10 protein-coding genes are annotated in these 12,807 nt (G+C 55.7%); all 10 read right to left on the bottom strand.

Going from position 1 to position 12,807, the window contains the following annotated elements; genetic code table 11:
- Window positions 1–36 precede the first annotated feature (36 nt).
- Window positions 37–969 carry an acetyl-CoA carboxylase, carboxyltransferase subunit beta gene (gene accD, locus HCH_RS11055; protein WP_011396314.1) on the bottom strand — a complete coding sequence of 311 codons (933 nt, stop codon included), beginning with the start codon at window positions 967–969 and terminating at the stop codon, window positions 37–39.
- 20 nt (window positions 970–989) lie between these two features.
- Entirely contained in the window at window positions 990–1,793 is an 804-nt protein-coding gene (gene trpA, locus HCH_RS11050; protein WP_011396313.1) for a tryptophan synthase subunit alpha, read from the bottom strand.
- Between the two features lie 12 nt (window positions 1,794–1,805).
- Complete coding sequence (gene trpB / locus HCH_RS11045; protein ID WP_041598576.1) at window positions 1,806–3,026, bottom strand: tryptophan synthase subunit beta; 1,221 nt, start codon at window positions 3,024–3,026, stop codon at window positions 1,806–1,808.
- Window positions 3,010–3,651, bottom strand: a complete 642-nt coding sequence (locus HCH_RS11040; protein WP_011396311.1) for a phosphoribosylanthranilate isomerase — start codon at window positions 3,649–3,651, stop codon at window positions 3,010–3,012. Before HCH_RS11040 ends, trpB begins: the two co-directional genes overlap by 17 nt.
- A gap of 127 nt (window positions 3,652–3,778) precedes the next feature.
- Window positions 3,779–4,630 (bottom strand): tRNA pseudouridine(38-40) synthase TruA, encoded by an 852-nt coding sequence (truA, locus tag HCH_RS11035; protein ID WP_011396310.1) that lies wholly within the window; start codon window positions 4,628–4,630, stop codon window positions 3,779–3,781.
- A gap of 47 nt (window positions 4,631–4,677) precedes the next feature.
- On the bottom strand, window positions 4,678–7,716 hold the full coding sequence (locus HCH_RS11030) for a FimV/HubP family polar landmark protein (RefSeq protein WP_011396309.1): 3,039 nt from the start codon (window positions 7,714–7,716) through the stop codon (window positions 4,678–4,680).
- 543 nt (window positions 7,717–8,259) lie between these two features.
- A complete protein-coding gene (asd, locus tag HCH_RS11025; RefSeq protein WP_011396308.1) occupies window positions 8,260–9,375 on the bottom strand; it encodes an aspartate-semialdehyde dehydrogenase in 1,116 nt (371 codons plus the stop codon).
- A 105-nt stretch (window positions 9,376–9,480) separates the two neighbouring features.
- Window positions 9,481–10,563: a 3-isopropylmalate dehydrogenase gene (gene leuB / locus HCH_RS11020; protein WP_011396307.1), complete on the bottom strand. Its 1,083-nt coding sequence runs from the start codon at window positions 10,561–10,563 to the stop codon at window positions 9,481–9,483.
- Window positions 10,564–10,621: 58 nt separating this feature from the next.
- Window positions 10,622–11,269: a 3-isopropylmalate dehydratase small subunit gene (gene leuD / locus HCH_RS11015; RefSeq protein WP_011396306.1), complete on the bottom strand. Its 648-nt coding sequence runs from the start codon at window positions 11,267–11,269 to the stop codon at window positions 10,622–10,624.
- A gap of 11 nt (window positions 11,270–11,280) precedes the next feature.
- A complete protein-coding gene (gene leuC, locus HCH_RS11010; RefSeq protein WP_011396305.1) occupies window positions 11,281–12,696 on the bottom strand; it encodes a 3-isopropylmalate dehydratase large subunit in 1,416 nt (471 codons plus the stop codon).
- Window positions 12,697–12,807: the final 111 nt, after the last annotated feature.

Raw genomic sequence — 12,807 nt, 5'->3', positions numbered from 1 at the left:
CTACGCTTAGAGATCCGATATCAGGCTTGAGGCCGATTATTCTACGTTATCTGGCGGCTCGGGCCTTTCCATTTCCTCTTCTTCAAGTTCTTCTTCGTTTTCAAATTCAGGCTCTGGCAGCTTCATCATCTTGGAGATGAGCATCGATAGTCTGCGGCGCAATTGATTACGGGAAAGAATCATATCCAGCGCGCCATGCTCCAGCAGGAATTCACTGCGCTGGAAGCCTTCAGGCAACTTTTCACGCACGGTCTGCTCAATAACGCGAGGACCCGCGAAGCCAATCAGCGCATTGGGCTCGGCCACATTCAGATCGCCCAGCATGGCGAGACTGGCGGATACGCCGCCGAACACGGGGTCGGTCATCACCGAGATGTACGGCAGACCGCGCTGCTTCATCACTTCCAGCGCCGCTGCGGTTTTCGCCATCTGCATCAGAGAGATCAGCGCCTCTTGCATACGCGCGCCGCCACTGGCGGAGAAGCAGATCAGGGCGCGGTTTTCTTCCAGACAGACATTCACTGCGCGAACGAATTTCTCGCCTACCACAGCGCCCATGGAGCCGCCCAGGAAGTTGAACTCAAACGCCACCGCCACAACCGGCACGCCGGCGACAGTTCCCTTAAAGGCCACCAGAGCGTCTTTCTCACCCGTCGCTTTCTGGTTGCTGACCAGGCGATCTTTATAGCGTTTGGTGTCTTTGAATTTCAGACGATCCGCCGGCTCCAGCTCAGGGGCGATTTCCATCCTGTCGGCGCCGTCCAGGAAAATGTCGATACGCCTGCGTGCGGATATGCGCATGTGATGCTGGCATTTCGGGCACACATCCAGGTTTTTCTCCAATTCAGGGCGATAGAGTACGGCGCTGCACTTAGGGCACTTTTTCCACAAGCCTTCGGGAACGTTACTCTTGTGCTTCGACTGAGCTCCCCCCATTCCCGGAATAATTTTTTCTAACCAGTTACTCATATTAAACCCTACTCACTTGTTTATTCGTCCATAGCGGCGCGCATGGAGCTAAGCAGCTCTTTTACCTTGGCGCGCATTTGCTCAGGATTTTCAGCATTAGTCGCTATTGTATTCACAAGTGCGCTACCGACAATTACACCATCGGATACTGCCGACACTGCTTTCGCCGTGGCCGCGTCTTTGATGCCGAAGCCCACGCCGACAGGCATGTCGGTCAGAGCCTTGATGGCGTTGACATGCTTCTCCACATCGTCAATGTCCAGAGCATTAGAGCCAGTCACTCCTTTCAACGACACATAATATAAATATCCGCTGCCGAATTTCGCAGCGGCGGCGATACGGTCCTCTGTAGTGGTTGGAGCGATCAGAAAGATAACATCCAACCCCGCCCTTTTCAGGTGCGGCGCCGCCATGTCCGCTTCTTCCGGCGGCAAGTCCACGAGCAATACGCCATCCACGCCCGCCGCCTTGGCTGCGTCGGTAAACGGATGCACGCCCATGGCTTCCACCGGATTCAAATAACCCATCAGTACGACAGGCGTCTCAGTGTTGGTCTTGCGGAACTCCTCCACCATGCCCAACACCATTCTCAGGGAGGTCCCGTGCTCCAGGGCGCGCTCACAGGCCAGCTGAATCACGGGGCCGTCCGCCATGGGGTCGGAAAACGGCACGCCTAATTCGATGATGTCAGCGCCCGACTCAACCAAGGCGTGCATGATAGCGACAGTATGCTGCGGCGCAGGATCGCCTGCGGTCACATAGGGAATCAGCGCGGTTTTGTTGTTCGCCTTTAATGTCTCCAGGCATTGCTTAATTCGGCTCATGTCATACCCTTTTTAAATTTCAATTCCGTCAAGCTTGGCCACAGTATGGATGTCTTTATCGCCGCGCCCGGACAAGTTGACGATAATGATCTGGTCTTTATCCATGGTCTTGGCGAGCTTCATGGCGTAAGCCACCGCATGACTGGATTCCAGCGCAGGCATAATGCCCTCCACCCGAGTCAGGGTATGAAAAGCGCGCAGCGCCTCTTCGTCAGTTGCCGCAACATAATCCGCGCGCTTGATGTCTTTGAGCCAGGCATGCTCAGGACCGACGCCCGGGTAGTCGAGTCCCGCGGAAATAGAATGCGTCGCGGAAATCTGGCCGTTTTCATCTTCCATCAGATAAGTACGGTTGCCATGTAATACGCCGGGACGCCCCGCGCAAAGCGGCGCGGCGTGCTGACCGGTCTCCAGGCCAAGCCCGCCGGCTTCAACGCCGTACATTTTGATCTGCTCATCCGCGATGAAAGGATAAAACAAGCCGATAGCGTTAGAGCCACCGCCCACGCAGGCCACCAGTGCATCTGGAAGCCGCCCCTCTTTCTCCATGCACTGCAGGCGCGCTTCGCGGCCAATAATGGACTGGAACTCCCGCACCAGCTTAGGATAAGGGTGCGGACCCGCCACCGTACCAATGATGTAGAAAGTGTCGTCGACGTAGGTGACCCAATCCCGCAGGGCTTCGTTCATCGCATCCTTGAGGGTCTTCGTGCCGCTGGTGACGGGGCGCACTTCAGCGCCTAAAAGCTTCATGCGGTAGACATTCAAAGACTGCCTATGCACATCCTCTTCCCCCATATAGACCACGCACTTCAATCCCAGTCTCGCTGCGACGGTCGCCGTGGCGACGCCATGCTGGCCTGCGCCGGTTTCGGCGATGATGCGCGGCTTACCGAGGTATTTCGCCAGCAACGCCTGACCAATGGTGTTGTTTACCTTATGGGCGCCGGTATGGTTGAGGTCTTCCCGCTTCAGATAAATTTTAGCGCCGCCAACCTGTTTGGTCAGACGCTCCGCAAAATACAAAGGAGAAGGTCGGCCTACGTAATCAGCCAGATCCGCGTCGAACTCTTCCTGAAACTTGGGGTCGATACGCAGTTTTTCGTAATGCCGTTCCAGCTCCAACAGCGAAGACATGAGCGTCTCGGATACGAATCGGCCGCCGTAATGACCAAAGTGGCCGCGATGGTCCGGAATATTGGCCAGCGTTTCAGCATCAAACCTCGTACTCACGATATACCTCACCTATAAATTCCTGGATTAATTCAATGCTCTTCACGCCCTTGCTTGCTTCAACGCCGCCGCTGACATCGACGGCGTAGGGCCTGACGGTGCGAATAGCTTCCGCCACATTGGTCGGATTGAGGCCGCCGGCGAGAATCACCGGCTTGCCCAGCTCATGACGAATGCGAGACCAGTCGAACACTCTTCCGGTCCCGCCGCGTAACTGCGGGTCATGGGTATCAAACAGTAAGGCCGCCGCATCTGGATACTTGGCCGCCTCCGCAACCACATCCGTCTCATCGCCCACGCCAATGGCTTTGTAGAAAGGACGGGAAAAGCTGCGACAAAAATCGTTGTCTTCGTTGCCATGAAACTGCAACACATCAAGAGGGACGACATTCAAAATCTCCCTCACCTGCTCCGCACTATGATTGACGAAGAGGCCAACAGTAGTAATGAAGGGAGGCAGCTTGGCGATAATGCGGCTGGCTGCGGCGGGATCAATGTATCGGGGACTGGGCGGATAAAAAACAAATCCAATGGCGTCGCCGCCGGCGTCGGACACCGCCAGCGCATGCTCCAGCTCAAGGATGCCGCAGATTTTGCAGCGGACGCGCTTGTTGCGGGCAGTCATTTTATCTCTTCCTTTTTATGCTGTTTTTCGTTTTTCCGGAAAAGTTTCGTATCAGCGATTCGGCGGCGCATAAACAAACAGGCTTGGGATTATAGCGAGTTAAAGCGGCTTCGGGAAATCGAGGAAATCAGGCGCCGAGAAAAAACGGCCCTTTCCGCAACGATGGTATCGCAAACGTTTCCGGATAGGTAACCGAAGTCAGGTACAACCCAAAGGGCGGCGCCGTCACCCCGGCTTTTGAGCGCTTTTTGGAAGCGAGAACGTCCGCCACCCAGTCCGACGGCTTCTTGCCCGTTCCCACCGCCATCAAGGTGCCTGAAATGTTGCGCACCATGTGATGTAGAAACGCGTTCGCCTCCACCTCTATCACAACCATGTCGCCAAACCTGCTCACTTCAAGACGGGTTAGATTGCGAAAAGGCGACTTAGATTGGCAGTCGGAGCCGCGAAAGGCGCTGAAGTCATTCTCTCCGATCAGATGCGCGCCAGCGGCGGACATACTTTCCACATCGAGAGGACGGTAGTTCCAGGTGACGCTGTTATTGAGCCATGCGGGTCGAATCGGATGGTTATAAATGACGTAGCGGTAGCTACGGGACGTGGCGGTATAACGGGCATGAAAGTCTTCAGGTACCGCGCCCGCCCAGCTCACAGACACATCCGCCGGCAGGAAGTGGTTAACGCCCATCGCCCAGGAATACGGGCTGCGCAACGCCTTCGTCTCGAAGTGAACCACTTGATTCACCGCATGAACGCCTGCATCGGTGCGCCCGGCGCATACTACGCTAACAGGATGGTCCGCGACTTTTGCTAAAGCAGACTCTACTTCCGCCTGCACGGAGGGCACGCCAGAGTTTTGCGCCTGCCAGCCGTGATAACGGGAGCCGTCATAGCCCAACACCAGCGCAACGCGCCCGGTATCCGGCAGGAGATCGTTGGAAAGTGGATACAATGACTGGTTCGAACTGGTTGGATTCATAAGCCGCCCTCAATACTTGAGGGCAGCATTATTGAAAAGTAGCGGAATTATGCAAGTCTCTTCAGCAAGGAAGCGGCTTCCTGCTTCTGATCATTGTTGCCTTCTTCGACAACCTCCTCCAGGATGTCGCGAGCCCCTTCACGGTCGCCCATGTCGATATAGGCTCTGGCCAGATCCAGCTTGGTGGCGGCTTCGTCAGTGTCGGACAGGAAGTTGAAATCCTCTTCCAATTCCTCCACGAATTCATCCTGCATGCCTTCTTTGACTGCTGGCTTCGATTCGGCCACTACGCTTGGCGCAGGCTCTTGCGGCTGCACAATGGTCTTGTCGCCAAAATCATCATCCAGATTGAAGTCCAGATCCGAATCCAGCTCTGCGGCGACATCCGCCTTCGGCTCTTCCTCAAAGGAGGCGCTCAAGTCTGGCAGCTCATCTTCCAGATTATCGACCTGCTGCACGAATTCTTCCGCCACATCGTTGGATAACTCAGCGCCTGCGAAATCTTTGCTTTGCGCCGGCTGTTCGTCGAGAGACAAATCCAAGTCGCTGTCATCCAAGTCCAGAGATGGCTCTTCCTCTTCCAAAGTCATATCCAGATCAAGGCTTTCGTCCAGCTCGTCGCTTTCAGCGGGCGCGTCCATATCCAGCAACTCATCGCTGAGGTCGCTCTCCAGATCCAGCGCCTCCAGGTCGTCATCCAGGCCCACTGTATCCAGTTCAAAATCTGACTCCAGCTCCTCGACGTCCGCCAGCTCAAACCCTTCTTCCTCCAGGGATTCGAGAGAATCATCCGCTGTCTCGAAAGAATCCTCTAAGGTCTCCTCCGCAGCCGGCTTGCTGGATACATAATCAATGCCTTTGTCATAACCGGAAGAGGATTTTGCTTCATCCACCTCTTCCTTGTCGGTTTCGCCCAGATCGATTTCACTCAGATCAAAGTCGATATCCAGATTATCTTCGGCCTCTTCAACTGACTCCAGTTCTTCAGGCTCGCTCAGCGCAGAAGGCCGATTGGGCACAGTGGCGTCCAAATTCGCGTCGAGGTCAAGATCCAACTCCTCTTCGTCAGCGGTTGAAGACGCAAAGTCGTCTCCGCCCAGCAGCTGGCTCTCCAGATCGTCCAGAGACAAACCTGGCTCGTCATCCAGATCCGCGAAACGGGATTTGATTTCATCCGCGCGGTTCACGACGCCAGCATTGCCAGCCTCGCGCAGATGGTTATAGGTCTCATTGAAGCGCGCGCCTTCTTTGGCTTCGCCCAACACTTCCAACAGTTTCAGCCGGTATTCCTGATTGTTGGGATTTTCTTCCAGTGCGGAGTCAAGCACTTGCACCGCCTGGTCGAAACGCTGATACGCGATGTAAACATCTGCTTCCGCGATAGGATCATCGCCGCCGACTTTGGTTTCGCCTTCGCCGTCTTCCGCTTCGATATCCAGGTCCAGCGCCAGATTATCGTGGTCTGCGATATCCAGAGCCTCATCATCCGCCGCCGCTTCTTTTTTGCCGCCGCGACGGGCCAACAGCCACAGGATCAACAGCAACAATACTGCGCCGCCGCCAATAGCGGCCTGGTAAATCACGTTGTTCTTGATGATGTCGATCCAGCTTTCCGGCTCGGGCTGCGGAGTCGGTTCGGTGACCGCTGGCGTTACCGGCGGTTTTTTGTCAACCACTACAGGGGGCTGCTCAGGCTCAGTCGGCGTGACTGGCGCAACAGGCTCAGGCGTGTCCGGCGCAGTCATGCCGGTCTGATCTTCCGGGGTATCCATTCCAGGGGACATTGGCGTCCCCTCACCCATCGTGGACGGCTCATCGCCCAAGCCCAGTGAAGGCTCGCCTGGCGTCATGGGCTCTTCCCCGGGGATCATGCCTTCGTCTCCTGGCATGACAGGCTCTTCAGGGAGCGTCGGCGCAGTGGTATCGCCGCCGGTTTCGCCCACTTTCGATTGCAAGGCCGCCAACTGATCATCTTTCAGCGACACCAAGCGCTGCATTGTCTCTAACTGACTCTGCAGATCTTCCATCCGGCTCTTCAGATCCTCATTCTCACGAGAAACCTGATCCAGCTTCTCTTGAGCCAGGCTCAACTCTTCTGCGGTTTTCGACGTGCCGCCGCGTGAGCCGCTGGATTCACCCGCCTGCTCAGGCGTTGTGGAAGCATTCTCGCCGGTTTTGGCGACAATAATTCTCAACTTGTCTTCGTCGGTTTGCGACGCTGCGGAGCCAGTCTGGCTGCGACCGGTTCCTGACGCATCCACCTGACGGGTGGAAGGCGCGCGTCCTTCCGCAAACTCACGGTTTTGCAGGCTGACCTGACGCACTGCGTCGCGATTGCTGCGCTGCTGGATTTGCTCGATGTCAGGAATACGCAATACCTGACCGGATTTAAGCTTGTTGATATTACTGTCGAAGAAAGCGTCCGGATTCAAGTCTTGAATCGCCAACATCATCTGCTGCGGAGACACGCTACTGTCCGGACGGGTTTTCAGCGCTATCTCCCACAAAGTGTCATCACCGCCTGTCGGTCCATAAGAGCCGGCAGTAGAAGGCGCATCATAGGTGGACGAAGAGGAAGGAGCGGTTGTTCGGGTAGTGGTCGTTGAAGTGGAAGGACGCGTTGTCGTAGCAGGCGCACTGGCGGTGGTGGTTCGGGCCGGCGCAACCTGCGCAGGCTTCACACTCTCGCTGCTAAACGTAGGCGGATCGATCAGCAGCGCGTACTCACGCAACAGTCTTCCGCTGGGCCAGGTCACTTCCATCAGGAAGTTGAGATAAGGCTCGCGCACCGGCTTGGAGCTGGTGACTCGAACAAAAGCCTTGCCGTCTTTAAATAAAACTTTGAAGCGCAAATCCGAAAGGAAATACACCCGGTCCAGGTTGGCGCGTTGGAACGCTTCCCGGGAGGCCAGATTCGTCAAAATTTCGCTCTCGGTAAGATCGCGAACGCTGACCAACTCGATTTCCGCATTCAGCGGCTGATTGAGCGATGAATAAACTTTTGCTTCGCCTAACCCTAGCGCCTTAGCCACCCCCGATGAAAGCGCGGACATTGTTAATACTGCAATCGCGAGTTTGCGAACCATAGCGTCTTTCCTTTCTATTAATTCTTCACCTCATCAGGTGGCGCGCCGATGCTTCCGGCGCTGCCCGAGGTTATCTGACGGCGTCAAATGTCGTTAAAAATCTCAGTTGATTGAGAATGTTTAGAATAAACTTTCAATATTGCTACTAAGTATTAATTAGGTCCTGCATTTTTACAAGAAATTAGGCCTATTCAAAACGGCCAAACGGATGATTTTTAATACAAGCCCGTCCGGTTGATCAATTTGCAGGCAGATCAATCACTTCCCCCACTCTGGAAACGGATAATGAATCATAAGCGCTTGCGCTAAAAAGCCGTATCGGCCGGCACACACTTAAATTTAGTCCAGAGATGGAAATGAGCAACAAAGGCGGAGGTAGTTATTCGGAAACTGATAACTCCGTCCGAGTCAGGCGGGATTACCGCTCAAGTGAATCGGAATAAGCCTTTCACTTGAACGGTATTGTAACGACGAATGCAAATTTTTCCAGATTTAACGGCGTCGATTGCGTCAAAAAACCGGCGCCGTCGCAAAACCCTAAGGTCAGATATTACCCAGCAAAATCGCCAGCGTGCGACGTAACGGCTCGGCTGCGCCCCACAATAACTGATCGCCGACAGTGAAGGCGCCCAGGTAATCCGGCCCCATACTCAGCTTACGGAGGCGACCCACCGGAATATCCAGGCCGCCGTTGACCCGCGCCGGGGTCAGCTCACGCATGGAGATGTCACGGTCGTTAGGAATAACCTTCGCCCAATCGTTGGACGTGGCCAGCATCTGTTCGATTTCCGGCAGAGGAACATCCTTACGCAGCTTGATCGTCATCGCCTGGCTGTGGCAGCGCATGGCGCCGATACGTACGCAGAGGCCATCGATAGGAATCGGCGCCCCTTCTCTGCCCAGAATTTTGTTGGCTTCCGCCTGCGCCTTCCACTCTTCTTTGCTCTGACCGGAAGGCATCGGCTTGTCGATCCAGGGAATCAGGCTGCCGGCCAACGGTACGCCGAACTGATCCACAGGGAATTCGCCGCCACGCATTCTCTCCGCCACCAGACGATCGATTTCCAGAATGGAGCTGGCGGGATCAGCCAGTTCGGCAGAAACGCTATCGTAAACGGAACCCATCTGTTTGATCAGTTCGCGCATGTTCTGCGCGCCTGCGCCGGAGGCCGCCTGATAGGTCATCGGGCTGACCCACTCCACCAGATCCTGTTCAAACAAACCGCCCAGGGCCAGCAACATCAAGCTGACAGTGCAGTTGCCGCCAATGAAATCTTTGCGTCCCTGATCGATCGCGCGATCGATAACTTTACGGTTAACCGGGTCCAGTACGATGACCGCATCGTCTTTCATACGTAAAGCGGAGGCGGCGTCGATCCAATATCCGTTCCAGCCGGCGGCGCGCAATTGCGGATACACGTCATTGGTGTAATCCCCGCCCTGGCAGGAAATAATAATGTCCATTTCACTCAGGTCTTGAATGGAGGTAGCGTCTTTTAACGCTGGCGCGGGTTTGCCAAAGTCAGGCGCCGCCTGACCAACCTGGGATGTGGTGAAGAATATCGGATCGATGTGCGCGAAATCGTTCTCTTCTTGCATGCGCTGCATCAAAACGGAGCCTACCATGCCCCGCCATCCTACCAGACCCACTTTCTTCATTTGCTTCAAGACCTCTATGTGTTCTGTGAATTAAGCTGACAGACTGAAACAGCCGCCGTACAAGGCGACTGTTCGCAGAATTTGATTGCGTTGGGAAACGGCGGGTCAGCGATCCGCCAGGACCCTCGCCACGGCTTCGCCCATTGCCTGAGTTGAAACGGACTCTCCGCTGGAGCCGGCAATGTCGCGGGTTCTTAATCCCTGGTCCAGCACGTCGCTGACCGCTTGCTCAATCGCCGCCGCCGCGTCTTCCGCAGCGAGAGAATAGCGTAGCATCATAGCTGCTGAAAGAATAGTCGCCAGGGGGTTGGCCATGTTCTGTCCGGCGATATCCGGAGCCGAGCCGTGACAGGGCTCGTACATGCCCTTGCCCGCCGCATTAAGCGACGCGGATGGCAGCATGCCGATGGAGCCGGTCAGCATGGCGGCTTCGTCAGACAGAATGTCTCCAAACATATTGCCGGTGACGATTACGTCAAACTGCTTGGGCGCGCGCACCAGCTGCATGGCGGCGTTATCCACGTACATATGGCTCAATTCGACGTCTGGGTATTCCTTCGCCAGCTCGTCCATCACTTCGCGCCAAAGCACAGTGACTTCCAGTACGTTGGCTTTATCCACGGAGCACAGACGCTTATTGCGCTTCTGCGCCGCCTCAAACGCCACGCGGCCGATGCGGCGAATTTCGCTTTCGCTGTAAACATATGTGTTGAAGCCTTCGCGTTCGCCATTTTCCAGCGTGCGAACGCCGCGTGGCTTACCGAAATAGATGCCGCCGGTCAGCTCGCGCACGATCAGAATATCAAGGCCCGCGACCACTTCCGGACGCAGGGAGGACGCTTCCGCCAACTGCGGATACAGAATAGCCGGACGCAGGTTGGCGAACAGCTCCAATCCACTGCGCAGACCGAGCAACCCTTTCTCGGGACGAATCGCCATGTCCAGCTTGTCCCATTTGGGACCGCCCACCGCGCCCAGCAGAATCGCATCCGCCGCTTCGGCGGTGGCCAGCGTCTCTTCAGGGAAGGGGACGCCGGTGGTGTCAATGGCCGCGCCGCCCACCAGACCTTCAGTGAAGGTCAGTCCCAGGGAAAACTTGTTGTTCACCACATCCAATACATTGCGCGCCTGCGCCACAATCTCCGGCCCAATACCGTCGCCAGGTAAAATCAGTACTTGTTTCGCCATGTTCAATCTCTGGAATTCGTTTTAGTTTTTGCTATCAAAGTGGGTTCAATCAGGGCGACTATTGCACACCCAGGAACATCCAGGGGGCTTCCGCCTTGCGACGCTCTTCGTAGGCGCCGATAGCGTCACGGTCTTCCAGCGTGACGCCGATTTCGTCCAACCCTTTCAATAAACAGTGCTGCCTGAACTCGTCTACCTCAAATGACAGCTCCGTTCCGTCAGGTTTAACGACTTTCTTGCGCTCCAGGTCCACCGTCAACTGATAGCCTTCCGTCGCGAGAGTTTCCTCGAAAAGCTTATCCACTTCTTTTTCTTCTAAAACAATAGGCAACAAGCCATTTTTAAAACAGTTATTGAAGAAAATATCCGCAAAGCTCGGGGCAATCACGGCGCGAAAACCGTAGTCGTCCAGCGCCCAGGGGGCATGCTCGCGACTGGAGCCGCAGCCGAAGTTACGTCGCGCCAACATAATGCTCGCGCCCTGGTAACGAGGTTGATTCAGCACAAAGTCCGGGTTAATAGGGCGTTTGCTGCAGTCTGCGTCAGGCTGGCCTTCGTCCAGATAACGCAATTCGTCAAACAGATTCGGACCGAAGCCGGAGCGCTTGATGGATTTCAAAAACTGTTTCGGAATGATCATATCGGTATCAACGTTGGCGCGATCAATGGGCGCCACCACACCGGTTACTTGAGTAAATTTCTTCATGGGGCCGCTCCTTAAATCAACTCTCTGACATCAACAAAATGACCAAACACCGCCGCCGCAGCCGCCATCGCGGGACTGACCAGATGAGTGCGGCCGCCAAAGCCCTGACGGCCCTCAAAATTGCGGTTGGAAGTGGATGCGCAATGCTCGCCCTGCCCTAACTTATCCGCATTCATGGCCAGACACATGGAGCATCCGGGTTCGCGCCATTCCAGTCCCGCTTCGATAAAGATCTTGTCCAGGCCTTCCTGCTCCGCCTGCTCTTTCACCAGTCCGGAGCCCGGCACCACCAACGCCTGTTTGACATTGGCGGCGACTTTGCGCCCCTTGACGACCGCCGCAGCTTCGCGCAGGTCTTCAATTCGCGAGTTAGTGCAGGAGCCGATGAAGACGCGATCCAGTTTGATGTCGGTAATCGCAGCGCCAGCTTGCAGGCCCATATATTTCAAGGCGCGGCTGATGCCTTCTTTGGCGGTGGCGTCTTCTGCTTTTTCCGGATCGGGCACACTGCCGCTGACGCCAGCGACCATTTCCGGCGAGGTGCCCCAGGTTACTTGCGGCTCAATGTCCGCGCCGTTCAACTCAACGACTTTATCGAATACGGCGTCGGAGTCGCTTTTCAAGTCGCGCCATGCTGCAACAGCCTTGTCCCACAACTCTCCTTTGGGACTATAAGGACGTCCCTTCACGTACTCGATGGTCTTATCATCCACCGCCACCAGTCCGGCGCGCGCGCCGGCTTCAATAGCCATGTTGCAGATGGTCATGCGCCCTTCCATCGACAGACTTTCGATCGCCTCGCCCGCGAATTCCATGGCGTAGCCGGTGCCGCCAGCGGTGCCGATCTCACCGATGATCGCCAAGATCACGTCTTTTGCGGTGACGCCGCGCGCCAATTGACCATTCACTTTGATCAGCAGGTTTTTCATTTTCTTTTGCACCAGACACTGCGTGGCCAGCACATGCTCGACTTCCGAGGTGCCGATGCCATGGGCCAAAGCGGCGAAAGCGCCGTGCGTCGAGGTGTGAGAGTCGCCGCAGACGATAGTCATACCCGGTAAAGTCGCGCCCTGCTCCGGTCCAATGACGTGTACGATGCCCTGGCGCTTGTCCAGCATCTTGAATTCTACGATGCCGAATTCTTCGCAGTTTTCGTCCAGCGTCTGCACCTGGATGCGCGAAATGGGATCTTCAATGCCCTGCACGCCAGCGCTGCGCTCTGTGGTGGGAACGTTGTGATCCGGCGTCGCCAGATTGGCGTCCACGCGCCAGGGCTTTCTGCCCGCCAGACGCAGACCTTCAAACGCCTGGGGCGAGGTAACTTCGTGCAGTAATTGACGATCGATATAGATAAGCGCGCTGCCGTCGTCGCGCTGTTTCACTACATGGGAATCCCATAATTTGTCGTAGAGGGTTTTGCCCGCCATGATAGTTACCTCGGAGTATTCATCGCTTCTTGAATTTGTTATCCGGACTTTGTTGCAGCTTGATCCGCGTCCGGGTCGCCACTCCGACATTCATTCGTTGATAACGACGTC

Origin of the sequence: Hahella chejuensis KCTC 2396 (genome assembly GCF_000012985.1) — a bacterium.
Taxonomy (GTDB): domain Bacteria; phylum Pseudomonadota; class Gammaproteobacteria; order Pseudomonadales; family Oleiphilaceae; genus Hahella; species Hahella chejuensis.
This window is presented reverse-complemented; position numbering and strand designations above follow the sequence as displayed.